At 60.3% G+C, this 24,994-nt stretch carries 29 protein-coding genes; 19 read left to right on the forward strand and 10 right to left on the reverse strand.

From position 1 onward, the window contains the following. Positions 1 to 182: 182 nt before the first annotated feature. The 5 genes from J4721_RS17450 to J4721_RS17470 are packed head-to-tail and all read left to right on the forward strand — an operon-like array spanning position 183 to position 6,061. Positions 183 to 1,214 (forward strand): BMP family protein, encoded by a 1,032-nt coding sequence (locus tag J4721_RS17450; RefSeq protein ID WP_102859127.1) that lies wholly within the window; start codon positions 183 to 185, stop codon positions 1,212 to 1,214. A 13-nt stretch (positions 1,215 to 1,227) separates the two neighbouring features. Continuing rightward, positions 1,228 to 2,796 (forward strand): ABC transporter ATP-binding protein, encoded by a 1,569-nt coding sequence (locus J4721_RS17455; RefSeq protein ID WP_211003274.1) that lies wholly within the window; start codon positions 1,228 to 1,230, stop codon positions 2,794 to 2,796. Continuing rightward, positions 2,786 to 3,835: an ABC transporter permease gene (locus J4721_RS17460; protein ID WP_014880902.1), complete on the forward strand. Its 1,050-nt coding sequence runs from the start codon at positions 2,786 to 2,788 to the stop codon at positions 3,833 to 3,835. Before J4721_RS17455 ends, J4721_RS17460 begins: the two co-directional genes overlap by 11 nt. 1 nt (position 3,836) lies before the next feature. Then, positions 3,837 to 4,781, forward strand: a complete 945-nt coding sequence (locus tag J4721_RS17465; RefSeq protein WP_014875594.1) for an ABC transporter permease — start codon at positions 3,837 to 3,839, stop codon at positions 4,779 to 4,781. Beyond that, entirely contained in the window at positions 4,781 to 6,061 is a 1,281-nt protein-coding gene (locus J4721_RS17470) for an amidohydrolase family protein (RefSeq protein ID WP_211003273.1), read from the forward strand. The genes J4721_RS17465 and J4721_RS17470 overlap by 1 nt, the downstream gene beginning before the upstream one ends. A 7-nt stretch (positions 6,062 to 6,068) precedes the next feature. Here J4721_RS17470 and J4721_RS17475 read toward each other — a convergent pair whose 3' ends face one another. Continuing rightward, the gene (locus J4721_RS17475; protein ID WP_211003272.1) at positions 6,069 to 6,650 is read right to left on the reverse strand and encodes an exopolysaccharide biosynthesis protein; all 582 of its coding nucleotides are present in this window, start codon (positions 6,648 to 6,650) and stop codon (positions 6,069 to 6,071) included. A 372-nt stretch (positions 6,651 to 7,022) separates the two neighbouring features. Between J4721_RS17475 and J4721_RS17480 the strand changes: the two genes are divergently transcribed. The 4 genes from J4721_RS17480 (at position 7,023) to J4721_RS17495 (ending at position 9,398) form a co-directional block, all read left to right on the forward strand. Then, positions 7,023 to 7,148 (forward strand): entericidin A/B family lipoprotein, encoded by a 126-nt coding sequence (locus tag J4721_RS17480; RefSeq protein ID WP_027246383.1) that lies wholly within the window; start codon positions 7,023 to 7,025, stop codon positions 7,146 to 7,148. 299 nt (positions 7,149 to 7,447) lie between these two features. Beyond that, positions 7,448 to 8,818, forward strand: coding sequence for a mechanosensitive ion channel family protein (locus tag J4721_RS17485; RefSeq protein WP_247656187.1), 1,371 nt, complete (start codon positions 7,448 to 7,450; stop codon positions 8,816 to 8,818). Between the two features lie 88 nt (positions 8,819 to 8,906). Continuing rightward, a complete protein-coding gene (locus J4721_RS17490) occupies positions 8,907 to 9,170 on the forward strand; it encodes a Rho termination factor N-terminal domain-containing protein (protein WP_014875598.1) in 264 nt (87 codons plus the stop codon). Positions 9,171 to 9,218: 48 nt separating this feature from the next. Continuing rightward, a complete protein-coding gene (locus J4721_RS17495) occupies positions 9,219 to 9,398 on the forward strand; it encodes a PLDc N-terminal domain-containing protein (protein WP_044040830.1) in 180 nt (59 codons plus the stop codon). 107 nt (positions 9,399 to 9,505) lie between these two features. Here J4721_RS17495 and J4721_RS17500 read toward each other — a convergent pair whose 3' ends face one another. Together J4721_RS17500 and J4721_RS17505 are read right to left on the reverse strand one after the other, a co-directional pair. After that, complete coding sequence (locus tag J4721_RS17500) at positions 9,506 to 10,015, reverse strand: pyridoxamine 5'-phosphate oxidase family protein (protein WP_102873681.1); 510 nt, start codon at positions 10,013 to 10,015, stop codon at positions 9,506 to 9,508. A 114-nt stretch (positions 10,016 to 10,129) separates the two neighbouring features. Next, positions 10,130 to 10,327, reverse strand: coding sequence for a CsbD family protein (locus J4721_RS17505; RefSeq protein WP_014875600.1), 198 nt, complete (start codon positions 10,325 to 10,327; stop codon positions 10,130 to 10,132). A gap of 214 nt (positions 10,328 to 10,541) precedes the next feature. Here J4721_RS17505 and J4721_RS17510 point away from each other — a divergent pair, with 214 nt between their 5' ends. The 4 genes from J4721_RS17510 (at position 10,542) to J4721_RS17525 (ending at position 13,322) form a co-directional block, all read left to right on the forward strand. Further along, complete coding sequence (locus tag J4721_RS17510; protein WP_027246377.1) at positions 10,542 to 11,096, forward strand: hypothetical protein; 555 nt, start codon at positions 10,542 to 10,544, stop codon at positions 11,094 to 11,096. Next, complete coding sequence (locus tag J4721_RS17515; RefSeq protein ID WP_014880909.1) at positions 11,096 to 11,506, forward strand: phage holin family protein; 411 nt, start codon at positions 11,096 to 11,098, stop codon at positions 11,504 to 11,506. Before J4721_RS17510 ends, J4721_RS17515 begins: the two co-directional genes overlap by 1 nt. Continuing rightward, entirely contained in the window at positions 11,499 to 12,233 is a 735-nt protein-coding gene (locus J4721_RS17520) for a hypothetical protein (RefSeq protein WP_211003270.1), read from the forward strand. Before J4721_RS17515 ends, J4721_RS17520 begins: the two co-directional genes overlap by 8 nt. Positions 12,234 to 12,299: 66 nt before the next feature. Beyond that, positions 12,300 to 13,322 (forward strand): AI-2E family transporter, encoded by a 1,023-nt coding sequence (locus J4721_RS17525; protein WP_211003269.1) that lies wholly within the window; start codon positions 12,300 to 12,302, stop codon positions 13,320 to 13,322. Between the two features lie 41 nt (positions 13,323 to 13,363). On the opposite strand, the gene J4721_RS17530 is transcribed toward J4721_RS17525, so the two are convergent. The 4 genes from J4721_RS17530 to J4721_RS17545 are packed head-to-tail and all read right to left on the reverse strand — an operon-like array spanning position 13,364 to position 17,371. Beyond that, a complete protein-coding gene (locus J4721_RS17530) occupies positions 13,364 to 14,881 on the reverse strand; it encodes a phospholipase D-like domain-containing protein (RefSeq protein WP_211003332.1) in 1,518 nt (505 codons plus the stop codon). Continuing rightward, on the reverse strand, positions 14,856 to 16,580 hold the full coding sequence (locus J4721_RS17535) for a sensor histidine kinase (RefSeq protein ID WP_247656188.1): 1,725 nt from the start codon (positions 16,578 to 16,580) through the stop codon (positions 14,856 to 14,858). The genes J4721_RS17530 and J4721_RS17535 overlap by 26 nt, the downstream gene beginning before the upstream one ends. 55 nt (positions 16,581 to 16,635) lie before the next feature. Then, entirely contained in the window at positions 16,636 to 17,181 is a 546-nt protein-coding gene (locus J4721_RS17540) for an RNA polymerase sigma factor (RefSeq protein ID WP_211003267.1), read from the reverse strand. Further along, positions 17,174 to 17,371 (reverse strand): NepR family anti-sigma factor, encoded by a 198-nt coding sequence (locus J4721_RS17545; RefSeq protein WP_027246372.1) that lies wholly within the window; start codon positions 17,369 to 17,371, stop codon positions 17,174 to 17,176. Before J4721_RS17545 ends, J4721_RS17540 begins: the two co-directional genes overlap by 8 nt. 96 nt (positions 17,372 to 17,467) lie before the next feature. On the opposite strand from J4721_RS17545, the gene J4721_RS17550 reads away from it, so the two are divergent. Then, positions 17,468 to 18,283, forward strand: a complete 816-nt coding sequence (locus J4721_RS17550) for a response regulator (protein ID WP_014875608.1) — start codon at positions 17,468 to 17,470, stop codon at positions 18,281 to 18,283. 136 nt (positions 18,284 to 18,419) lie between these two features. Here the strand turns inward: J4721_RS17550 and J4721_RS17555 are convergent, their stop codons facing one another. After that, the gene (locus tag J4721_RS17555) at positions 18,420 to 18,917 is read right to left on the reverse strand and encodes a Dps family protein (RefSeq protein WP_211003266.1); all 498 of its coding nucleotides are present in this window, start codon (positions 18,915 to 18,917) and stop codon (positions 18,420 to 18,422) included. A 198-nt stretch (positions 18,918 to 19,115) separates the two neighbouring features. Then, positions 19,116 to 19,280, reverse strand: coding sequence for a DUF1328 domain-containing protein (locus J4721_RS17560; protein ID WP_014875610.1), 165 nt, complete (start codon positions 19,278 to 19,280; stop codon positions 19,116 to 19,118). A 119-nt stretch (positions 19,281 to 19,399) separates the two neighbouring features. Here J4721_RS17560 and J4721_RS17565 point away from each other — a divergent pair, with 119 nt between their 5' ends. After that, entirely contained in the window at positions 19,400 to 19,714 is a 315-nt protein-coding gene (locus tag J4721_RS17565) for a hypothetical protein (RefSeq protein ID WP_014875611.1), read from the forward strand. A gap of 93 nt (positions 19,715 to 19,807) precedes the next feature. Here J4721_RS17565 and J4721_RS17570 read toward each other — a convergent pair whose 3' ends face one another. After that, entirely contained in the window at positions 19,808 to 20,680 is an 873-nt protein-coding gene (locus tag J4721_RS17570) for a MurR/RpiR family transcriptional regulator (RefSeq protein WP_014875612.1), read from the reverse strand. 149 nt (positions 20,681 to 20,829) lie between these two features. Here J4721_RS17570 and J4721_RS17575 point away from each other — a divergent pair, with 149 nt between their 5' ends. From J4721_RS17575 to J4721_RS17590, 4 genes are read left to right on the forward strand one after another with little or no spacing between them, the layout of a single operon-like run. Continuing rightward, positions 20,830 to 21,639, forward strand: coding sequence for an N-formylglutamate amidohydrolase (locus J4721_RS17575; RefSeq protein WP_027246369.1), 810 nt, complete (start codon positions 20,830 to 20,832; stop codon positions 21,637 to 21,639). Next, a complete protein-coding gene (locus tag J4721_RS17580; RefSeq protein WP_014875614.1) occupies positions 21,632 to 22,228 on the forward strand; it encodes a TRAP transporter small permease subunit in 597 nt (198 codons plus the stop codon). The genes J4721_RS17575 and J4721_RS17580 overlap by 8 nt, the downstream gene beginning before the upstream one ends. Then, positions 22,228 to 23,730 (forward strand): TRAP transporter large permease subunit, encoded by a 1,503-nt coding sequence (locus J4721_RS17585; protein ID WP_211003265.1) that lies wholly within the window; start codon positions 22,228 to 22,230, stop codon positions 23,728 to 23,730. Before J4721_RS17580 ends, J4721_RS17585 begins: the two co-directional genes overlap by 1 nt. A gap of 51 nt (positions 23,731 to 23,781) precedes the next feature. Next, on the forward strand, positions 23,782 to 24,816 hold the full coding sequence (locus J4721_RS17590) for a TRAP transporter substrate-binding protein (protein WP_014875616.1): 1,035 nt from the start codon (positions 23,782 to 23,784) through the stop codon (positions 24,814 to 24,816). Positions 24,817 to 24,994 lie beyond the last annotated feature (178 nt).

A 24,994-nucleotide genomic window follows, 5' to 3' on the forward strand; every position in this document is an offset into this window, starting at 1 on the left:
TGATGTTTGAATTCATCCTTGCCGAAAAGAGAAGCGCGCCCCTATAGTTTCCCCTGCGGAACATATGGCGCGTATTGCCGGGGTCACGACCGACCCCCTAGCGTCGACGACACGCGGGCACGACCGGCGACGTTCCAAAAAGAGCCTGCAACATCGCAGGGCCATCGACAGGGGGAAATGACATGACATCGACCAAGACCCGCGCGCGGATGTCGCGCCGCCAATTTCTGCTCAGCTGCGCGGCTGGCGCGCTGACCGTTGGGTTGGGCGCTTCGCTGGCTGAGCAGGGGCACGCCGCAGAACCGATCAAAGTCGCTGGCATCTACACGGTGCCCGTCGAACAGCAATGGGTCAGCCGCATTCATGTTGCCGCCCTCGCCGCGAAGGACCGTGGCGACATCACCTATACATTCTCCGAGAACACCTCAAACACCGATTACCCGCGGGTGATGCGTGAATATGCCGAACAGGGCCACAAGCTGATCATCGGTGAGATTTTCGGCGTGGAGGCGGAGGCCCGCGAGGTGGCAGCGGATTATCCGGATGTGGCCTTCCTGATGGGGTCTTCCTTCAAAGAAGACCCGGCGCTGCCCAATCTGGCGGTGTTCGACAATTATATTCAGGATGCGTCCTACCTGTCTGGCATTGTGGCCGGGGCCATGTCCGAGAGCGGCAATATCGGCATGGTTGGCGGCTTTCCCATTCCTGAGGTGAACCGCCTGATGCATGCCTTCATGGCAGGTGCACGGGAGATGAACCCCGATATCACATTCCAGGTCTCCTTCATCGGCAGCTGGTTCGATCCGCCCAAAGCCAAGGAAACCGCCTTTGCGATGATCGAGAACGGCGCGGACATGCTCTATGCGGAACGCTTTGGCGTCTCAGATGCGGCCAAGGAAAAGGGCGTTCTGGCCATTGGCAATGTGATCGACACGCAGGGCGACTACCCCGACACGGTGGCGGCCTCGGCCCTATGGCATTTTGAGCCAACTTTGAATGCCGCGATTGCCAAGGTACGGGATGGCAGCTTCACTGCGGCAGACTATGGCGTCTATTCCTTCATGAAGGAAGGTGGCGCATCACTGGCACCTTTTGGCACCTTTGAGGGGAAGATTCCGCAGAAAGCGCTGGATCTGATCGCCAGCCGCACAGCGGCCATCAAGGATGGCTCCTACGAGGTGGAAATCAACGACGCTGAGCCTGCGTCCTCCTGACGGGAGGCCGCCAATGGCGTCCGATAAAATGGGACAGGCACCGGGTCTCACCCCGGTGCTGCGCCTTCAGAACATCACCAAACGCTTTGGCAGCGTCACCGCGAACGATGACGTGAGCTTTGACCTGTTTCCGGGTGAAGTCATTGCCTTGCTTGGGGAAAACGGCGCGGGCAAGACCACGCTGATGAATATTCTGTTTGGTCAGTACACGGCCGATACAGGCGGCGTGGAGCTGTTCGGCGCCCCCCTGCCGCCCGGTGCGCCACGCGCCGCCTTGGATGGCGGCGTCGGCATGGTACATCAGCATTTCACGCTGGCGGACAATCTGACGGTCTGGGAGAATATCACCCTTGGTGTGGAGCCGCTGCTGGGGCTGGGCCTGCGGGCAGGACCGGCCAAGGCCCGCATCCGCGCGCTGGCCGAGCAGTTTCATCTGAAGGTCGATCCCAACGCGAAGGTTGCGCGGCTCACCGTTGGCGAGCGTCAGCGGGTTGAGATCCTAAAGGCGCTGTACCGGGACGCACGGATCCTCATTCTGGACGAACCCACAGCAGTCCTGACGCCACAGGAATCCGACGCGCTATTTGCCACCCTGCGCGAAGCCATCAACCGGGGACTTTCGGTGATCTTCATCTCGCATAAACTGCATGAGGTGATGGCGATTTCCGACCGGGTTCTGGTGCTGCGCCATGGCAAGCTGGTGGCCGAACGGCAGACCGCAGATACAGACAGTGACGCGTTGGCTGCGCTGATGGTCGGTGCCGATGTGGTGCCTGCAAAATTTGCCGCCAACACACCCGGCCCTGCCCTGTTGCAGTTGCGCGATGTCACCACACCCAGCGCCGGGGCCAGCCCTGGTTTGCAGCATGTCTCGCTTGATCTGGCGGCGGGTCAGATCACCGGATTGGCCGGGGTGTCCGGCAATGGACAGGCCGCGCTGTCTGATCTGGTCTCGGGCCTGATCACGCCGCAGTCCGGCAGTCTGACCCTGAACGGCGCCGCCCCGGCAGGCTGGTCCCCGCGTGAGGCCATCACCGCCGGGATCGCCCGCATTCCAGAAGATCGTCACAAGACAGGCACCATCGCGGATTTCGATCTGACGGAGAATGCGATCCTTGAAACCTATGTCACCCGTTTCAGCCACCGGGGCTGGCTCGACTGGCGGGCCGCGCGTGACTTCGCCAAGACTGTGATCACAGGCTATGACGTGCGCTGTCCCGGCCCCGACACCCGCATCCGGCTGCTGTCAGGCGGCAATATGCAGAAACTGATCCTTGGCCGTGTGCTGGAACAATCGCCGCAGATCATCCTGGCCAACCAGCCAGTGCGCGGGCTGGATATCGGAGCGGTCACCTATGTACATGAACAGCTGGCCAAAGCCTGCGCCCGTGGGGCGGCGGTTCTGCTGATTTCCGAGGATCTGGACGAGATCATGCAGCTTTCTGATGTGATCCATGTGATCAGCGAAGGACGCCTGAGCCCCGGGTTCGCCCGAGGTTCCAAACAGCCAGAAGAACTGGGGGCCTGGATGGCTGGTCATGGCTTTGAGACCCCACAGACGGAGGATGGCCATGCGGCTTGAACCGATTGCCGCACCGAGCTGGCAGCGGCGGCTGATGCCGCCTGCGCTGGCGCTGCTGGCGACCTTTGCCCTTGCCGCGCTGCTGGCACAGATCGCGGGCGGAGAGCCGCTGTCGATTTTCGGCCTGATCCTGACTGGGGCGTTCGGGTCGAAATTTGCGCTGCTTGAGACGCTGAACCGGGCCACCCCGTTGATTTTTACCGGCCTCGCCATTGCCGTCGCCTTTCGTGCCAAGCTCTGGAATATCGGAGCCGAGGCGCAGCTTTATGCGGGGGCTGTGATCACCGTTGTTCTCGGCACCGGCGCGCTAAACCTGCCTGCGCCGCTGTTGCTGCCCCTACTCGGCGCGGCGGCGCTGATCGCGGGGGCGGTGCTGCTGCTGGGGCCTGCGCTGTTGAAGACACGGCTGGGGGTGGATGAGGTGGTTACAACGCTGCTGTTCAACTTCATATTCCTGTTGTTCGTCTCCTACCTTCTGGAAGGGCCGCTGAAGGATCCGATGGGCATGGGTTGGCCAAAATCACCACGGCTGAGCGCCGACGCGCGGCTGCCCCGCGTGGTGGACGGGCTGCGGCTGCACTGGGGGTTTGCGCTGGCGCTTATTTCGGCTTTGGTGATCTGGGTGATCAACACCCGCACCACGCTGGGCTATGAGATGCGCGCAGTTGGCCAGAATGCCGAAGCCGCGCGATTTGCGGGCATCCCAGTCACAAAGGTGATCCTGAAAACCGCGCTGTTGTCTGGCGGTCTGGCCGGATTGGCGGGCTATTCCGAAGTATCAGGCCTGAAAGGCGCTCTGACACTCGATCTCAGCCCCGGTTTTGGCTACACGGGCATTGTTGTGGCCATGCTGGCGCTGTTGCATCCAATTGGCGTGGTTTTTGCAGCGCTGTTTGTCGCCGCGATTTTTGTCGGAGCGGACAGTATGAGCCGCGCCGCAGGTGTTCCCAGCTATCTGGCCGATATCATGCTGGCCTCTGCCCTGCTGCTGATGGTGCTGGCGATCCTTCTGAGCAAATTCCGGCTGCGGAGGGACTGAGATGGATATCCTTGAAATCCTGCTTTCTGCCAGCTTCTGGGCCGCCGCGATCCGCATCGCCTCGCCGCTGATATTTGCCACGTTGGGAGAGCTGATCTGCGAACGCGCGGGGGTGCTGAACCTCGGGATTGAGGGGATCATGGTCGCTGGCGCCTTTTCCGGCTGGATCGCGGTCTGGGCCGGGCTGCCGCTCTGGGGTGGGGTTGGTGTGGCGCTGCTGACCGGCATGGCCTTTGGCCTGCTGCATGCGACGCTCAGCGTGCCTTTCGGGTTGTCGCAGCATGTGGTGGGCATCGGGCTGACACTGCTGGCCACGTCGCTGACCTTTTACACCTACCGCGTGGTGCTGCCGGAGGTGTCATCGCCGCCCAAGATCGAGGCGTTTCAGCCCTATGAAATCCCGTTTTTATCAGACCTGCCGCTACTCGGCCCGGCGCTGTTTTCCCAGACACCGCTGACCTATGCCGCCTTTGTGCTGGCGGCACTCTGCGCCTACACCCTGTATCGCACGCCGCTGGGGCTGGCGGTGCGCGCGGCGGGTGAAAACCCATCGGCAGTGGCCGCGCAGGGGCTGTCAGTGACCGCGATCCGCATGGGCGCGGTGGTGGTGGGCAGCGGATTTATGGCGGTTGGTGGCGCGTTCCTAACGCTCTCGGCCTTTGACAGTTTCTTCTTCGATATGGTGAACGGGCGCGGCTGGATCTGCATTGCGCTGGTTGTCTTTGGCGCGTGGCGACCGGGTAAGGCGGTGCTGGGTGCGATCCTCTTTGCCGCATTTGATGCCTTGCAGATCCGCCTGCAACAGACCGGGATCGGCGCGGTGGTGCCTTATCAGCTGTTCCTGATGCTGCCCTATATTCTGTCGATACTGGCGCTGATCCTGATGTCGCGCCGCGCCGAGGTGCCCGCCGCGCTGATGGTGCCATTCAACAAGGGAGAAAGATGATGTTGGATCTGTTGATCAAGGGCGGCACCCTGCCCGATGGCTCTGTCGCGGATATCGGCATCACCGGTGACACGATCACCGAGGTGGCGCCGTCCATTGACGCGACAGCCGGGGAGACCATCGAGGCCAGCGGTGATCTGGTCGCGCCGCCCTTTGTCGACCCGCATTTTCACATGGATGCGACGCTGTCCTACGGGCTGCCGCGGGTGAATGCCTCTGGCACGCTACTGGAGGGGATCAGCCTATGGGGAGATCTGCGCCAGGAGGCCAGTGTCGAGGATATGGTCAGCCGCGCGCTCACCTATTGTGACTGGGCAGCCAGCATGGGGTTGCTGGCAATCCGCACCCATGTGGATACCACCCCCGACCACCTGCGGGGCGTGACCGCGATGCTGGAGGTCCGCGAGGCGGTTAAGGATTATATTGACCTGCAATTGGTCGCCTTTCCGCAGGACGGGTTGTACCGGGCAGAAAACGGGCGTGAGAATCTGATCCGCGCGCTGGACATGGGCGTCGATGTGGTGGGCGGCATCCCGCATTTCGAACGCAGCATGCAGGACGGCGCGGAGTCTCTGTGCGATCTCTGCCGAATAGCGGCGGATCGGGGGCTACAGGTCGACATCCATTGTGACGAAACCGATGATCCGCTGTCTCGCCATATCGAAAGCCTGGCGCAGGAGACGCTGCGCCACGGGTTGCAGGGACGGGTTGCGGGCAGTCACCTCACCTCCATGCACTCGATGGACAATTACTACGTCTCCAAGCTGTTGCCGCTGATTGCCGAGGCCGGGATTGCGGCCATCCCCAATCCGCTGATCAATATCGTCTTGCAGGGGCGGCATGACAGTTTTCCCAAACGGCGCGGACTGACCCGGGTGAAGGAATTGCTGGCCCATGGCGTCACGGTGGGCTGGGGTCAGGATTGTGTGCTGGATCCGTGGTACAGCCTTGGCACCGGCGACATGCTGGATGTCGCCTTCATGGGGATGCATGTCGCGCAGATGACCCACCCGGATGAGATGGCACAGTGTTTCACCATGGTAACCGAGAGCAATGCCGCCATCATGGGGCTGGACGGCTATGGCCTGAAGAAAGGCGATCGCGCGTCTTTGGTGGTGCTGGATGCCGCCACCCCGACCGAGGCACTGCGTCTGCGGCCTGCGCGCCTTGCCGTCGTGGCCAAGGGCAAGGTGATCAGCCGGAGCGCGCGCGGCGATGCGGATATATCCATCCCCGGCCGCCCGACACAGGTGCGGCGGCGCCATCTGATGCCCGGATAACCTGACATCAGATCAACAGATACGGCAGGCCAACGCACGCCGCCGTCAGTAACAGCAAGGCTACCAGCATTACCAACCCGTCGCGGGTCAACATCGCAACAGCGAGGCTGCTGACCACGATTCCCAGTGTCGAGGAGCTGAACGGCACCAGCTCAAGAAAGGGCATCGCCAGCCCGCAAAGCGCGCAAATCACCCGCGGGACAGTCAAAAAAGGCTGACGCAGCAGGATTTTGACACGGGCCTCTGTGTGACGATCCAGAAACCGCGCCATGCGGCGCATCGGTCCCAAGACCTTTCGCGCGCGGCCAGAGGAGACCCGCTGCCTGCGAAGCCAATCCGGCAACCAAAGATGATCGCGCCCCAATGCCATCTGCCCCGCAATCAGGAAGATCAGCATCCCGCAGATGGTCGAAAACAGCGGCACCCCGCTGAGAGGGGACACAACGGCCATTGCAGGGAGAAGCAGCGTCGCCGACATTGACGAATGGCCCAGATCCTCCACAACGTCTGCCACGCTGATGCTGTCTTCCTCCAGCAGCTCTGTTGTGGCGTCGATCATCTCGGCAACGGGTTGGTTTTCGGCGGTCATTCTGTGCAGGCTCCTGTTCAGCGGCGCGCAGTTGGTTCACGGGCAAAACGTGTTCGGCCCGCCGTAGTTCCGTGGCATCTGCGCCTCGGCCCGCCTGTTCAGACCCACGAGCCAAGCTTCAGTGCCAAACCCGTCTGCGTTTTCTCAAGGAACCCGCCACATCTGCGGGAACCGTTTCCTGATGCGGAACGTTACCCCAGCGCAACCCCGTGATGAGACGGGACGGGCCCCGGCTGATCGGGGCCAACCGGGGCCGCGACCGGGCACCTGCCCGCGCCCCATCCTTCCGCTGGTCGCAGACTGGCGTGCATAAGACCGGGAAATATTCCGGATTGGAGACGGCCCAGCGCCGCGAAACGAAAGGAAATTGATATGCGACTTTTCATTGCTGCTCTTGCCCTGGCCGGGTTGGCCGCCTGCGAAACCACCGAAGGGTTCGGCCGTGACGTCTCCGATCTCGGCAACGCGATTACCGAAGAATCTCAGGAAGCGCAGTAAATCAGCTGCGCCGGAACACCCTGTCAGACCCGTTCTGGCGGGGTGTTTTTGCATTTGAGGCAGAGCGTGCAAATTTTATCGTGACATCGGCATCTGTCTGCGGTTGACCTTGCCCTGAAGTCACAGAACCATTGCGGTACGGCAGCCCGCCTTGGCTTTGATCAGCTGCCGACATGTTCCAGATGCGCCCCAGACCGAGGATGCCAATGCCTGACTGCCCTGACCGCCGCCCATTAAACGCAGCATTGGGCGCGCGCCCTACCGTGGCGTGCATCAGCTGCCCCGGGCGCGCTCAGCAGATGCTCCTGCACGTCCTGGCGACAGCAACCCTGTTGGTGGTCTTATGGATGCCCGTACTGGCAACAGCCCAGACCAGCAGTGAACCGGTTCAGACTGACAGTGCGATCCAACTGGACGGCAAAGCGGCCCCGGATTCGCAGATCCGCCGCCGGATCGTCGAACTTCTGGGGGAGATCGACGGTTTTGATAAAGTCGGTGTCTCGGTCTCCAATGGTGTGGTGACCCTTGCGGGCGAGGTTCTGGACAACGCACGCCAGACCCAGCTCACCACCATGATTGAGCGGATAGACGGCGTTGTGGCGATCGAGAACCAGACCTTGGTCAACGGTCGGCTTGATGAGCGGCTGGACTCCGCCCTTTCCAGACTTAAGGAACGCACGCGCAATATCATCGCCAATGCGCCGATCTTCTTTGTTGCGATGCTGGTTTTTGTGATGATCTCCGCCTTTGGCTGGCTGGTCACCACCCGGTTGCGGATCTGGCAGCGTCTGGCGCCCAATTCGTTCATCGCAGAGGTCTACAGCGCCGTTGCCCGCATTGCATTCATCATTCTGGGACTGGTGGTGGCACTGGATATCCTTAATGCGACCGCGTTGTTGGGCGCGGTTCTGGGGGCTGCGGGTGTTGCAGGTCTGGCCGTGGGTTTTGCGGTGCGTGACACGGTGGAGAATTTCATCGCCTCGATCCTGCTGAGCCTGCGGCAACCCTTCCGGCCGAATGATTTTGTCGAGATCGCAGGCGATATGGGGACCGTGGCCCGGCTGACCTCGCGTGCGACCATTCTGATTTCGCCGGAGGGCAACCATATCCGCATCCCCAATGCGACCGTCTTCAAGGGGCGGATCGTCAACTATACCCGCGATGCAAACCGGCGGTTCGAGTTTGAACTGGGTGTTGATGCCGACGCCGATCTGGCGGCTGCGCTGTCGACGGCGGTCGACGCATTGCAATCGCTGCCCTTCGTGCTGCGCGATCCGTCGGTCGGCGCCTGGGTCAAGGAAGTGGGCGATTCCAACGTGATCCTGACTTTCACCGGCTGGGTCGACCAGACGCGCAGCAGCTTCCTGAAGGCGCGCGGCGAGGCGATCCGCACCGCCAAGACCGCTCTGGAGAGCAATGGGTTTGGCCTGCCGGAACCGATCTACCGCCTGCGCGTCGATGCCAATGCAGCGGCCAGTCTTCTGCCGGTCGCAGATCAGCCACACAGCGCCCCTGCGGCAGATACCGGTCCTGCCGCGACTGAGACTCCGCTGCCAGCCGCCTCAGATCCGGCGCGGGTTGAAGACGCCAATGAGGAAGCCGCCATCCGTGAACGCAACGCCCCTGATGGCGGCGGCGATCTGCTGAGTGAGGGTCAGAAGGCGGAATAAACCCTGCGCGGTGCAGCCATGCGGACCCGCATTTTCGCGGAACAATCGCTCACGTCTCTGCGTTGCCACTGAGACAAAGGAGCATCCCATGGCGGAAACCAACAGAACATCGATCAAGAGTGATAACACCTATGATGCCCTGCGCGACAAGGGCTACAGCAAGTCCAAAGCGGCAGCCATCGCCAATGCCCAGGCCAACGACAACATGGCCCCCTCTGAAAAAGGCGGCAAAGCCCCCCCATATGAGGATTGGACCAAGGACGATTTGATGGAGCGCGCCCGCGAGCTTGAGATCGAGGGGCGTTCGACCATGAACAAGGACGAACTGATCAAGGCTTTGCGCAACGGCTGATCACATCAGACGCAGTCTGTAGTATTCCGCGATAGGGAGACATAATCGATGGTAGAATATGCTGGAATTGGCGGGCTTATTGTCCTGCTGTTGTCGATCTGGGCAATCGTATCGATTGTCGGGTCCAACGCTGGCACCGGTAAAAAAGTCATCTGGGTGGTCTTTGTTCTGATCCTGCCCATCTTCGGTTTTATCTGCTGGCTGCTCTTTGGTCCGCGCGCCCGCTGATCAGCGATGCGCCTCAATCAGAACGATGCCATTGCGTGATAAAAAGCGCAGCTTCATACGGAAGCGGCGCTTTTCTATTGGCTTTGTATGCAGGAATTGTCAGCAGATCAGGTGTTGAGCTGCAGCACGTGGTGCACCCCGACGTCAGGGTGGCCTTCGGTCTCGCTCATGCTGGCGCGCAGCAGTTTGAGACCAACCAGAACCGCGTTGCCCTGAGAGGCCCAGACGGCCGCCTCACGTGGCGTCATTCTCAAGAGCGTCACCTTTGGATCATCGCGCCCCTTCTCGAACCAGGCACCAACCGCAAAGCTCCACAGCTCGTCCAGCTTATCAGGGTCATTGGAGACCTCAATCGGGCCACGCACGCTGGCGTGATAGTCCTGACCATCCGATACGAAGGTCAGCTGTGCATCAGCGCCAAGGCCGGTCGCTTTTACCAGATCGCTATCGGATGAGCTGATGAACCAGATCGCGCCATTCTCAACATCGGCGAAATGAGTCATCGGCTGCGGGTGCTGCTCGCTGTCGCGCACAGCCAGCATGGAGGTGCGGCGTTTTTCCAGCTGATGCCAGAGTTGAGAAATCGCGTCGTCTTTTGTTTCGGTCTGTCGTGCCACGGCTGAAATCCTTTATTTATATGCTCGCGCCTGTTCCAAGGCTTGCGTGGAGGGCGGGCATCGGCCCGCTCCCCTTGCTGCTGTCAGCTATTGCTGTCGTCGATGCCGCCTCGGTCAAACAGAGGCGAAGAATTTATCCAATTCACGCTCCGCCTCTTCGCGGGCCTTGCCGTATTTGGTTTGCAACAGGCCGACCAGCTGCTCGCGGTCGCCTTTGGCTTGCTCCACCTCATCATCCGTCAACTCGCCATAGGCTTCGTGGAATTTACCCTTCAGGGTCGCCCAATTGCCTTTGATCTGGTCCTGATTCATAGCGTGCTCCTATCGTTGCGGTATCGTCGCCTAACCAACGTGCCGATATTGGCTTGGTTCCCGGAAATTTTTCTCCCGCGCCACCACCGGCGCCCCGTGCCAGATCTTCTGACAGTTGTCTTGGCTGCGCCCGCCAACTGAGCAAAGGATCGGGAACCAACCGCCACAGTCGGCGTTGAGAGCATGAGCCATCCAGACAAAACAGGAGAGGCAAATGACTGATCACAGCACCACCCCGCACCCGATTGAGCGGGCCAAGCACCATGCCAACGAATTGGCCGAACAGGCGCAGGATACGCTGCGAAGCGAGGCGCGCGCCCGCGCCGAAGAGGCTCAGGCACAGGCCGCAGGTGAAGCCGCCGCAGTGGCCCGCGCAGCGGATGCCGCAGCCTCCGAACTTCCGCAGGGGTCTTTTCAGGCCGAGGCGGCGCAACAACTTGCACAGGGCCTGGAGCAATTCGCAGATAAAGTCCGGACTGCCGATCTCGACAAGGTGCTCCGCGACACCGGTGATTTTGCCCGCAAGAACCCGATGCTGTTTCTTGGTGGGGCGGCGCTGCTTGGCTTCGCTGCAACCCGGTTCCTGAAGTCCACGGCCCCCGAAGAGGACCGCGCCGCAACTTCGGCAGATGACGTCACCGATGATCCTTGGGGCACCCATGAGGCGGGCCACGCATATTCGGCCAGCAGCGACGACACCGACCGCAGTGCCATGGCACGCGAGACCGGCAACGTATCTGCCCACGGCGCCACACGGAGGGCGTCATAATGAAAGAGCAGAATACAGCAGCCAGCCCCTCCGAGGCACCGGGCATCATTGTGACCGTGCTGAAGCAGATGTCGCAACTGATGCAGGATGAGGTCCGCCTGATGAAGGCCGAGATGTCCCGCAACCTCTCCCGCGCGGGCGTGGCGCTTGCGATGATTGCCGTTGGCGCTGTGCTGGCCATCGTGGGCCTGCATGTGCTGGCCGCCGCTCTGGTCGCAGCAATCGCCGCCCTTGGCCTGAGCGTCGGCACCGCCGCGCTGATCGTCGGCGGGCCGCTGATCGCGCTGGCGGTTGGTTTGGTCATGCTGGGCGTCAACCGTCTGTCCCCGGCCGCCCTGATGCCCGACCGCAGCCTGCGCAACGTCCAGCGCGATCTGAAGACCCTGAAGGAGACCACACGTCATGCCTGAGACATCTGAATTGACCGACCTTGAAAGCGACGTGGCCCGCGACCGCGTGGCCCTGTCCAAATCTCTTGATACGCTGGCTGTCAGCCTGTCGCCTGATCGTATTGCCACGCAGGTCTCGGCCACCGCATCGCACTATGGCGGCGAAATCTCGCAGCAGCTGTTGTCAACTGCGCGGGCCAACCCGGCCGCACTGGCCCTGGTGGGCACCGGCATTGCGCTGCTGATGTCCGGCGCGGGTCAGCGCCGAGAGCCCGGCCCGCGCCCGCAACCCAATACGCCAACCCGGACGCCTGCGACGCGGGCGATACAGCCAGTGGCGAGCAAAGGTCCAAGCGCCAAACGCCTGCGCGCCGCTCTGGATGACGGGCTGGACAGGTTGCCGCCCAAGGCCCGCAAGCAAATCCGCAAGGCGCGTCTGGCCGCGATCCATATTCAGGAAGATCTGGAGCGCCGCGCTGCCAAACTCAGCCGGGCCTCGCAGGAGGGCGTCGCTGCCCAACCTCTGGTGGCCGGAGGGCTGGCCTTCGGCCTTGGTGCCATCGCTGCAGCGCTGCTGCCGCAGACCCGGCAGGAAGATGCGCTCCTAGGTGAAAAGCGCGATGCGTTGATGGCGGAGGCCCGCGACATCCTGCAACAGGAGATGCGCAGTCTTGCCAACAAGGGCGAAACCGCCCTGCACGAACAGGTCAGTAAAGGGCGCGACGCTCTACATGCCTCGCTCAACTGATCTGGCCACACACCCCCTTCGCCCTGTCAGGGACGGAGGGGGTCTCTTTGAACAAGGCCTTTGCCAATGTTGAATTCCATGCTCTCTGACCGGGCAACACGTATCATGCTGCTCATCGTGACAGCCCTTGCACTTGGCCTTGCGCTCTTTTTCGCAAAACCCGTTCTTGCGCCTGTTATTTTCGCGGTAGTCGTCGGGATCGTGGTCTCTCCGCTTGCCGACCGGCTGCAGGGGATTGGCGTTGCGCGCGTGATCGTCGCAGCCAGTCTGTTGCTGTTTTCATGCGCCATTATTGTCCTGCTGTTCCTGTCGCTCGAACCGCTGATATCCGGCGTGGTCGAAGATCTGCCAAAGATCAAACAGGAAATAAAAAGCTGGGTTTACATGATGTCCGGCCTGCTGCGCGGGATTGAGGCGATCAGTCAGGAGATTGAGCAGACGGTCGGCACCGGCGCGGCGGGACCTGATGTCAGCACCGGCTTTCCGACGCTGATGGATGCGCTGTGGGTGGCCCCGAACTTTGGCGCGCAGGTGTTCATCTTCATCGGAACGCTGTTCTTTTTCGTGCTGACGCGGACCGATATCTACGCGGCGGCCGGATCACTTGGCAAACGGCTCTATCGCGCGGAGCATGAGGTCGCGCGCTATTTTGCGGCTGTGACGCTGGTCAACGCAGGCTTGGGCGTCGCCACCGCAATTGGCCTCGCGACCCTTGGGATTAACAGCGCGCTGATCTGGGGGCTCGCGGCGATGTTGCTGAACTTCATCCTCTACCTTGGGCCATTGATGATGATCACAGGGCTGACCTTTGTTGGGATGACACAGCTGGGCGGGGCCGCAGCGCTGATGCCACCGGCGTTGTTTTTGGCGCTCAATCTGATTGAGGCACAATTTGTGACGCCAGCCTTTGTCGGCCATCAACTGCATCTAAGCCCGCTGGTGGTGTTTCTTGCCATTGTTTTCGGCCTGTGGATCTGGGGACCCGTCGGCGCTATCGTCGCCTTGCCAGTGATGCTCTGGATCGGGCAATTGCTGCGCTCCTCGGCGGAGGCGCGCAGACTACAGGGCGAAGAGAACCCGACAGGCTGAGCCGCACAACCCGGGCGGGGCGTCAGGCTCAGTGGCTGCCATCACACCACATCTTCGGTCGCGCCCGGCAGCGATTGGTGCAAATCCGCCATCTTCTGCGGATCATGCGGCACCAGAAATCCGCTGCGGGTCTGTGGCAGGCGAACGCCGTTGCGCTGAATCTCACGGTGCCACCAATCTGCTGCTGCCTCGACAGCGCGGGCCTCTGCCGGCATCTGCTCCCGATGCCACCAATGGGCACATATCGCCTGCCAGGTTTTAGCGACGCGCTGCTTGTCTGTGATCCGAAGCGCCACCTCCGTATCCCAGCGCATTGATCGCCCATTCATATTGGCGGATCCGATCATCGCAAAACTATCATCTGCAATCAGAACCTTGCTGTGCACATAGATCACGGGTGACCCTGCCAGAACCGATGGCGCTTCGCGCTCCGCCAGAAATGGCTGCACCGGGCTTGCGATTGTGGCCCGCGCGCCAAAGGCTGTCTGCACCGTCTCCAGAGCCTGCCCCTGCAACGCCATGCCGTAGCGCGCATCCAGATCGCGATTGCCCTCAAACGCCACATCATCCGGCAGCGCTGGCAGAACCAATATCAGTGAGAGATCCGGGTTGCGTTTGGCGGCGGCGGCCAGCCCATCAGCCAGCACGCTGGACCGCAGGAACTGGGTCTCCAGGTAGATCAGGCGTTCTGCCCGTTCGAAAGCGGCCAGATAATCCTCTTCGATCTCGCGCAGGACCGTACGGGGTGATACCGCCCAGAACCCGAAGCGGCGCGGCGCAGAGATCGTGCGCCGAATGAGCTGTCCTTCTGGCGGTGTTTCTTTTCCGGCGACATAGCGCTGGAAATGACGCAGGTAATGGGCCGCCTCCCGCGCCTCGGGGCCGCTGACCAGAAGTTGCACATCCGCCCAGGTCTCCTGCGATGGCAGATCATGTTTCAGCGTGTCGCGGCGCCGATCATTCAGATCCAGCCCGCCGACATACAGAAGACGCTCATCAATCACCGCCAGTTTTTGGTGATGGGTGACGGGGCGGACCTCCGGGAGGACCTCATCGCCTGGGGCATCCTCCGACGGGGAGGACTGGCTATGGTCGAGGTTCTGCGTCTTCTTCATCTTGACGAAAGGACCAAAGGCAAGGCGCGGCAGAAGGCCCGCGCGCGCCGGATGCATTGCACCCTCGACCTGGAGATGTCCCACCGGATCATTGGTGGCACGACGGGCCAGCCGTGCGGCAATAGCCTGCGCCTGAGCCACACTGCGCTTGGTCTTTTGGTGCAGCTCCTGTCCCATGACCGGGTCAAAATCGCTGATCACCAGATGAAAATCGACACCCCGTGCCACGACATGTTCAACCAGATCGGCCCATGTTTCGCCGATGGCGCGGGCTTCGGGGCTGAGCAAAGCGGTCGAGAAATCGAAAATACGGAAACTGGCACGCACCTCTTTTTTAGCGCCCAGCACTGCGCGTTCAAACGCGGGCCACGCCTGCGCCGCCGTTACCAGAACTTCAAAAACCTCTGAATCGGTCGCGTCACCCGGTGTGTCGGAGGTCCGCATTGTCATTTGCACCCTTTTGTTCCGCAATCGCCGCCGCTGCGGTGTCATCACTACGCGGGAAGACGACCTCGTAGGTAAACTCGGTCTCAGTTTCCGTAACCTTGGCGTCGCCGTTCAGCTGGGCAACAAAGGCCTTGATCAGCCGCGCGCCAAGCCCGCTGGTGAAATGGCGGTCTTCATGTGCCAGCCCGGACTGCGGATCCAACGCATTGTGGATTGCAAGACGGCACATACCGTCTTTTTCTTCGGTGAAAAAGACCTGAACCACGCGCCGTCCGTCCTCAGCCTCACCGGCATATCTGACCGCGTTGGTCAGCGCCTCGGCAACCAGCATGGACAGGTTTACCGCATCATCCTGATTGAGCGGAACCGTCTCCAGCTTGGTTTCGATGGACACAACCGCATCAGAGCCGAGCGACATGGCCGCGACCTCTTTTGCAAGGGCGGTAATCAGCTCAGCCGCATCGACGGTTGTGACGTCCGGATTTGTGTTCAGAGAGCGGTGGATCGCCGCCAGCCCGCGCACCCGGCGCTGAAGCTGCGCCAACACCGTACGCGCCTCATCTGACCGCGCCGACCGGGCCTGCATATTCATGATGGAGGCGATCAGCTGAAGGTTGTTCTTCACCCGGTGGTGGATCTCGCGCAGGAGAATGGTCTTCTCGCGCAGATCAATTTCACGGCGCTCCTCCGCCTTGCTGAGGATCAGCACCATCCGGTTGAAGGATTGCTGCGCCTCGGCGAATTCACGTGGCGGGTTGATCAGCTCCAGTTGCGCCTGCTTGCGCTCGCCCAAGGCGTAGCGCCGCATCGCCGCGCGCAGATCGCTGAGGTGGCGGATCACCAGACGGTGCAGACCAAAAACCCCGACAACCATACCCGCCAGCCACATCAACACCGGAAAGGCCAGTGTGAAGACCCAGCCGCCGGCGCCGGTGGCCATCTTGGCCTGCGCTGCGGGCCAGCTGCCCACAACCGCAATCTGGCCCGGGATAATATCGCTCACTGCAAAGAAACGTTCCTCGCCCGCGTTTGACACCGCAAAAAATGTCTCGCCGGATCGCGCCATCAGATCCTCGCGCAGTGATGTCTGTGGCAGGATCAACCCGGCCTCGGACCGAGGTTCGGAGGCAGACAGAACGTCGCCCTCCTCATTGATCGTGGCGAAGCGGATCCCCTCCAGCTTCCAGTCATCGGTGAAGAAACTGCTGGTCAGCCGGTTCGGGATTGCCAGAACGAGATAGGCTACTGCCCTGCCCGCTTCTTCAATGGGGCGTGTGAGGGACAGCTCAAATCCATCGCTGCCGTCAAGATTCCGCCCAACGCCATAAGACGGCGTGTCACGGGACAGGGCGCGTTGGAAGATCGGTGTATTGGCGATACTCGCCTGCCCCCCGCCTGAACTGCAGACCCGCTGCCCATCCGGGCGATACAGGCCCGCGAAGGAATAGGCCGCCTGCTCTGCCACAAACGACGTCATCATCGCATTGCATGCATCGGGCTGATCGCTGAGTGGAAGCGCTATCGCACTGAGCGCCTCCGCAGCGCCGTTGGTCCGCTGCAGAAGCTCGCGCTCCGCCAAGGCCGCATTCTCTGCCCGCGCCAGAATGGCGACGCGCGACAATCGTGCGGCCTCGTCTATCACTGAATAGGTCTGATAGATGGCAATCATGCCCAACGGCAACAGGGCCAAGGTCATGAGAGCGGCGAGCCTGAAAAACAGACCGCCGGCCAGTGCCCGCCCCAACCTCATGTTATGCCACGCTTTGCCGCGACACGATGCCAGCCGTGACGGTATCCGTCAGCTCCATCGGCTCATCTTCGTCAAGGTGCATCAGTTCAGCCAGTCGCGCACGCCCGCGATTGACGCGGCTCTTGATCGTGCCGACCTTGACACCGCAGGTTTCCGCCGCCTCCTCATAAGAGAAGCCGCCTGCGCCGACCAACACGAGCGCCTCGCGCTGCTCATCGTTCAGCTGCGCAAATGCCGTGTTGAAGTCACGCATGTTCAGGCGTCCATCATGGTCGGGTTTCTGTGACAGCTGTTCGGACAGGACCCCGTCGGCGTCCTCGACCTCGCGGCGGCGCTTACGGCGCAGAGAATAATAGGTGTTGCGCAGGATCGTGAAGAGCCAGGCCCGCATATTGGAGCCTTCCTCGAATTTTTCGATATTGGTCCAGGCCTTCACCAATGTGTCCTGCACCAGATCATCGGCCATCGCTGTGTTGCGGGTCAGGCTGATGGCAAAGGCGCGCATGGCACCGAGGTGGTCGACCAGCTCGTCTCTTGGGTCACTCATTGGTGTCACCGGCGCCATTACCCGAGGATTTCGCGGGCTCTGAACCCTTTGCCTTGAGCTGATCCAGCAGGTTGGCGAAGCGATCAGGAATAGGTTCGGAGGCCAACGTATCGAAGGCCTTCTTGAGATTGCTATCGATCTCTCGCTCGACCGCATCGCTGCGTGTTTCGGTTGCCTTGTGCTTTTCCATACGATCCAACTATATTTTTTTACGTAGGCTCTGGAACCAAACGCAGTTACCGAGCGTATGGTTCCATATGTATTCAGAAAAAAAGGGACATATCAAATGACCGCCCCGACGGGAGAAGTTCTTGCTAATCAGATTGGGTCTAACCTGCCATTTCTGCGTCGTTACGCCCGTGCGCTGACAGGGAGCCAGACAAGCGGTGACACCTATGCCCTTGCTACTTTGGAGGCGATCCTGGCCGAGCCTGATCGTTTCGAGCCGGAGCTGAAGGCCAAGGTGGCCCTTTTTCGCGCTTTCCATATTATCTGGAGTTCCAGCGGGGCCCCGCTGGAGATGGATGAGCCCGACAACGGGCTGGAGACACAGGCGCAGAAGCATTTGCGCAGGCTGACGCCCAACACCCGCGAGGCGTTGCTGCTCCACACGATCGAAGATTTCAGCACCGCCGAAGTGGGACAGGTCATGGATATCAGCGCCGCAGAAGCGGGAGAGCTGGTCAAGATCGCCTATCAGGAGATGTCTAAATCCACCTCCGGCCGCATTATGATCATTGAGGATGAAGCCATCATCTCCATGGATCTTGAAGGTATCGTGTCGGATATGGGCCATCGCGTCACGGGCATCGCCCGCACGGAAGATGCCGCGCTGAAACTCGCGCAGCAGGAAACGCCCGACCTTATCTTGTCGGATATCCAGCTGGCGGACAATTCCAGTGGCATCGACGCGGTGAACAAGATTCTGGCGGCGCATTTCGACTGTCCCGTCATTTTCATTACCGCCTTCCCCGAGCGGCTGCTGACCGGCGAGGGACCAGAGCCTGCGTTCCTGATCTCAAAGCCATATACAGAGGATCAGGTCCGTTCGGCTGTGAGCCAGGCGATGTTCTTCTCATCGACCGAGACGCTCAAAGCCTGATCAACGCCCGATGCTTGAGCTCTGATAGCCGCCTGGAGACAGGCGGCTATTGCTTTTGAGTATTTATGGAAAGGTGACAGGCCGGTCGCGGGAAGGTCGCCAACCGTTGATGCAGCTGTCACCGGGCCGGGCAGTGTTACCCCTTGGCAATGGCGCGCAGCATCCAGGCCGCCTGCTCATGAAATGCTGAACGCGCGGTGGCCAGATCCTCGGTCACGATGTCTTTGCGGTCACCAGCCAGTTCAGCGAGAGCATGCAGCCGATGCGCCACGCGCTCATGGCTGTGCGCAAGGTCTTCAACCATTTCCGCAGCGGTCAGGCCGCCGGGTTTGTCCTCCAGCTTCGACCGGTTCACGATATCGGCAAGACTGGACGGCGCCAGATGGCCCAGAGCCCGGATACGCTCGGCCAGATCGTCGGCGGCAGCAAACATATTTTCGTATTGTTCTTCGGTCAGTTTGTGAACCGAATAGAACGCCGGACCTTCGACGTTCCAGTGATAGGCGTGGGTTTTGAATACAAGGCGGTAGGTGTCGGCCAACACATCGGCAATGCCGCTGGCGATGACAGAAGTATCGCGGACACCGGTGGCAACATCATCACGGCTGGGTACAACTGAGAGCGCTTCGCTCATCTTATCGTCTCCTTTATTTGTGTCGTTATCGCTGACCTAACGTGTGCCGGTGGCGGAGGTTCCCAATTTTCCAGCCACTGCACGGATCCACTAGACTAGGCGACCGCGCTGAAACGCCGCACCGCGTGGACCTGATATAGAAAACGGGCGGAAGTCTGCACTTCCACCCGTATCAGGTCCCGGTCTGAAGTCTGCATGTCACCTGCCCTTGATCACCCGAACCACCATTGCGATGGCAAATAGGATGAGGAATACAAAGAACAGGATCTGTGCGATCCCCGCAGAGGCCGACGCAACCCCGCCAAAGCCAAACAGGCCAGCGATGACTGCGACGACAAAGAATAAAAGTGCCCAATAGAGCATGGCAGCCTCCTTCATGTCGTGTTGCGCTGTGATACCTGCCCAACTCAAGCCCCGCGGCGATGGTTCCATGGAACCTTCGGCGCATTCTACACGTTGAGTGGGGGAAAGGAGATTTCATCATGGCCGCGACACAGACACAGAACGAGACCAAGAAATCGCCCGCAGCGCGCCGCGCCGGGGGTAGCAAAACCGAGGAGACGCAACCGATCGCCGAGAAGGTGAAAGAGGTTGGTGAGCAGCTTGAGGATATGGCTGTGCGCAACGCACAAGCTGTCCGCGAAATGGCCAGCGACGGCGCCAAGACCACATCGCAGGCCGTCAGTGATCTGGCAAGCCAAAGCGAGGATTTCGTGAGGAAGAACCCTGCCCTTGCGGTGGCAGGGGCACTGGGCGTCGGCGTCTTGATTGGTATGGCGGTGCGCAACCGCTACTGATCCAATGCGTAACGAACGGAGAGAAGGGGGCCTGTCGGCCTCCTTTTTTATTTTAGGAGATCTTCAGGGTGACCTGCGGCGTAAGAACGACCATCAGGTGAATTTTCGGAACAGCCGCGTGGTGTCAAAAATCGTATCCAATTTTTCGTAGCGCGCGCGTGTCTCATCCCAGCGCTCTTCCTGTGCGGCAGAGATCATCGCCTCCAACAGCATCATGGTCGAGATATTGGAATCCCAGGCTGAAGGGATCTCCACCCAGCAGTTGAACGTTTGGGCCGCCACCGATCCGATGGGGCTCGACCATTGATCGGTGATCAGGATTACCTGCACGCCACGTTCCGACGCCAGTTCGGCCAGCCGCTGCAGATTGGTTTCATAGCGGCGTACATCGAACATCAGCAGCGTGTCCCCTTCGACCATATCCAGCACGTAGTGGGGCCAGGTTGCCGATGAGGACGTCATATGTGTGACCCGCTGTCGGATCGCCTGAAAATGGGTGAACGCATAATCCGCCAGCGCCCGTGTGATGCGACCACCAACCACATAAAGCCGACCTTCGGTGTCAGCCAACTGACGAACGGCAGCGTCAAACTGTTCGGAATCGACATTGGAAAACGTCTGGCTGAGGTTGTCGGTGACTGCCTGTGCAAATCTGTTCAGCAGATGCCCGTCCGGCGCCTCAGACGCCCAGTTCGCCCGGCGTTGGGTTGGCCCGGATCCTTTGGCCTCCAACTCCTTCAGCAAGGCCTGATGAAACTGGGGATACCCTTTGAAACCAAGCTTTTGCACCATGCGCGCCACGGTGGGTGTCGAGACGTCAGCATTGGCCGCAACAATGGTGATGGAGGCCAGACCGGCCGCTGGGTAATTCGCCAGCAAGGCGTTGGCAAATTTGCGTTCCGCCTGTGTCAGACTCGCATATTGCTCCCGGATGAGTTCGCGCACGGTGGCGGGCGGTTTTGTCACAGTCCGGCTATCCCTCTGCTTTGCCTGCAATTTAAGCACAGCTCCGAAACGAGAGCCATTCAAATCTCAGGTCGTCAAACTGATGCTGAAAAGATATTGACACAAAAAGTTGTACGTGAAAACATTTTTCCAAAATCAGGGAGTACCCAATGTCACTGAGCGATTCCAACGCTCCATCTGCCGCCTCGCCAGATCTGCCCGACCGGGCGGTGGACGTCTGGAATGCGACTGGAACCGGCGAGGTGCTGGTGCTGTGCGAACATGCCAGCAACCATATCCCGGCCCGATACGAGGGGCTTGGCCTGTCTGAGGAAGATCGCATCAGTCATGCCGCCTGGGATCCCGGTGCATTGGCAGTTGCCAAAGGCCTGTCGGCAGCGCTGGACGCGCCATTGGTAGCAAGCTGCGTGTCGCGACTGGTCTATGACTGCAACCGCCCTCCCGAAGCCCCAAGCGCGATGCCCGCCAAATCGGAACTGATCGAGGTGCCGGGCAACCGCAATCTGGACGCAGCGGCGCGGGCCGAACGGGTGGCAACCGTCTACGATCCTTTCTGTGCAGCCGTGGCCAAGGTGATTGCGGATCGCAAGGCTGCTGGTCGTGAGACGATGCTGGTCACTATTCACAGCTTCACCCCAGTCTACTACGGCAGCCCCCGCAGTGTTGAAATCGGCATTCTGCATGATCATGATACCCGGCTGGCGGACGCGATGCTGGACGCGGCACCCGCGCTGCCGCACCGCCAGGTTGAGCGGAACGCGCCCTATGGTCCGCAGGATGGCGTCACCCATTCCCTGGTGCTGCATGGGCAGGACAACGGTCTGGCCAATGTGATGATTGAGATCCGCAACGATCTGCTGCGCACCCCTGAACAGGAAACCACCATGACCGAAGAGTTGCTGTGCCTGCTGCGCCCGGCTCTGGCGACCCTCGTCACAAAGGGGGCCGCCAATGCCTAGAGCCATCAAAAGCTACGTGCGCGCCATTGATGCAATGAACCGGCTGATCGGCCGCTTCGCCATGTATCTGATCTTCGTGCTGGTGGGCGTGTTGCTGTGGTCGTCGATCTCCAAGACATTCTTTAACCCGTCGCTCTGGACGCTGGAGACCGCGCAGTTTGTCATGGTCGCCTACTATATTCTGGGCGGGCCTTACTCCATCCAGATGGGCAGCAACGTCCGCATGGACCTGTTCTATGGGTCCTGGTCGCTGAAGACCAAAGCCTGGGTGGATGCCTTCACCGTGCTGTTCCTGATGTTCTACCTGGGTGTGCTGTTTTACGGAGCCATCAGCTCCACCGCCTATTCTCTGGGCTACTTCGGGTTGGAGCCATTTCAGTTCTTTGGCGATCTGGTAATGACCCTTGTGACCGAGGGTCTGGAAGCGGCCAGTGCCAAACTTGGCTATCTGGAACGCAGCTCCACCGCCTGGCGCCCGTTCATGTGGCCCATCAAAACCATCCTCTGTTTCGGCGTCTTTCTGATGCTGCTGCAATGCCTTGCTGAATTGTTCCGTGATCTCGGACGCCTTCGCGGAGACGACTTCTAATGCCCTATGAACTCATCGCTATTGTGATGTTTGCCGGCATGATGCTGATGCTGATGACCGGCCAGCGCGTGTTTGGTGCCATCGGATTTGTCGGCGCTCTTGCGGGCATGCTCCTGTGGGGCACCGGCGGCAGCGAAATCCCCTTCTCCGCAGCCATGAAGCTGATGAAATGGTATCCGCTACTGACGCTGCCGATGTTCATTTTCATGGGCTATGTGCTGTCGGAATCCAAAATTGCCGATGACCTCTACCGGATGTTTCACGTGTGGATGGGACCGGTTAAAGGTGGGCTCGCGATTGGCACGATCGGTCTGATGGTCCTGATTTCTGCGATGAACGGCCTGTCGGTGGCAGGTATGGCGATCGGTGCCACCATCGCGCTGCCCGAGCTGTTGCGCCGCGGCTATGACAAGACGCTGGTCACCGGCACCATTCAGGCCGGATCCTCCTTGGGTATTCTGGTGCCCCCCTCGGTGGTGTTGGTGCTTTATGCAATGATTGCGCGCCAGCCTGTTGGGCAGCTCTGGCTTGCCGGTGTCGTACCGGGTCTTCTGATGGCGACGATGTTCATCATCTATATCTATCTGCGTGCCCGCATGCAGCCTGAACTTGGCCCAGCGATGAGCCCTGAGGATCTCGCCGAATACGAACGTATCAGCGATCATCCGCTGCGGTTGAACTACGTCGTGCTGGCGTTGCTGGTGCTGGTGCCGCTGGTGGTAAAACTGGGTGTTATTGAGGCAAAGCCCGCAATTGGCGTGGCGCTGGTCGGATCGGTTCTGGCCTTCGTGACCCGCGGCATTCCGGCCTTCTACCACGATGTGTTCATGCGTGAAAAATATCGACTGCTGTTCTCCGGCGTCCTGCCCTTGGCGATCTTTGCCGCGATGATGGTTCCCTTCGTCAATGGCTGGACCTCGCTGGTGGAAAGCTCCGCCATTGGTGCGATGACCGCCTTTGTCGCAGCCATTCTTAAGGGACGTATGAACAAGGAAGTCTTTGAAACCTCCGTGCGCTCGACCTTGGGGATTTCCTGCATGTTCATGTGGATCATTCTCGCCGCGCTTGGCTTTGGCGCCATCTTTGATGGTTTGGGCGCGGTGAAGGCGATCGAGGATCTGTTCACCACGCAGCTGGGCCTGTCGCCCTGGATGATCCTGATCCTGATGCAGCTGAGCTTCATCGTGATGGGCACCTTCTTGGATGACACCGCGATGCTGGTGATTGTGGCGCCGCTTTACGTGCCTCTGGTGGGCGCGCTGGGGTTCGATCTGATCTGGTACGGTGTGCTCTACACCATCACCACCCAGATCGCCTATATGACGCCCCCCTTCGGCTATAACCTGTTCCTGATGCGGGCCATGGCGCCGCCGGAGATCGGGCTGAAAGATATCTATGTCTCAATCATCCCCTTTGCGGCGGTGATGGTCGTGGCCCTGGCGCTGGTGATGATCTTCCCGCAGATCGCCCTATGGCTGCCGGAATATGTTTACGGAAAATAACCCTCAGAAGAGCCCCGCAAGGGGGCCGGACATTCAACATGGAGAAGAGATATGACGACAAGACGTAAGTTTATTCAGACTGCCGGCGTCGGTGCCCTCGCCGCCCCGCTGGCCACCCCCGCGCTGGCGCAATCCAAGATCACATGGCGTATGCAGACCTATGCAGGTGCGGCGCTGGCCGAACATGTGGTGAAACCCGCCATCGACATGTTCAACAAAATCGCGGGCGACCGCATGCAGATCGAACTGTACTATGCCGATCAGCTGGTCCCCACCGGCGAATTGTTCCGCGCCATGCAGCGTGGCACAATTGATGCCGTGCAGTCCGATGATGACTCAATGGCCTCCCCGACCGACGTCACCGTCTTTGGCGGCTACTTCCCCTTCGCCTCGCGCTACTCGCTCGACGTGCCGGTTCTGTTCAACAAATACGGGCTGAATGAGATCTGGGACGAAGAATACTCCAAAGTCGGCGTCAAGCACATCTCTGCAGGTGCCTGGGATCCCTGCCACTTCGCCACCAAAGACCCGATCCGCAGTCTGGCAGATCTGAAGGGCAAGCGCGTCTTCACCTTCCCGACAGCGGGTCGTTTCCTGAGCCAATTCGGCGTCGTTCCCGTAACCCTGCCATGGGAAGACATCGAAGTCGCCATGCAGACTGGTGAGCTCGATGGGATCGCATGGTCCGGCATCACCGAGGATTACACCGTTGGCTGGGCAGATGTGACCAACTACTTCCTGACCAACAATATTTCGGGTGCATGGGCTGGGTCCTTCTTTGCCAATCAGGGCCGCTGGAACGAACTGCCGGAAGATCTGCAAACGCTGTTCCGCGTCTGCTGTGACCAGTCGCATTACTACCGTCAGTGGTGGTATTGGGGCGGCGAAGCAGACCTGCGCGTCAACGGCCCGAAAATGGAGCTGACCTCGATCCCCGATGAAGAATGGGCAACGGTTGAGGACGCCGCCTATAAATTCTGGGACGAAATCGCCGCAGAAAGCCCGACCAAGGCACGCGTTGTCGAAATCATCAAGAAATACAACGCGGACATGCAGAAAGCCGGGCGTCCCTACCGCTACGGCTAAGTCTAAGGTCTGAAAAACCGGAATTTGGCCCGCATGCGGTGGGCCAAATTCCTTTCAAAGGAATTTGCCAAACTTTTTTGTCAAAAAAGTTCTGGCCTCAATACGCAAAGGGCTGCTCATGCTTTCCTTCGACACTTTAGTTGACCAGGTTTCTGCTGGCAGCGTTGACACAGTTCTT

This window comes from Phaeobacter sp. HS011 (assembly GCF_018101215.1).
GTDB lineage: Bacteria > Pseudomonadota > Alphaproteobacteria > Rhodobacterales > Rhodobacteraceae > Phaeobacter > Phaeobacter inhibens.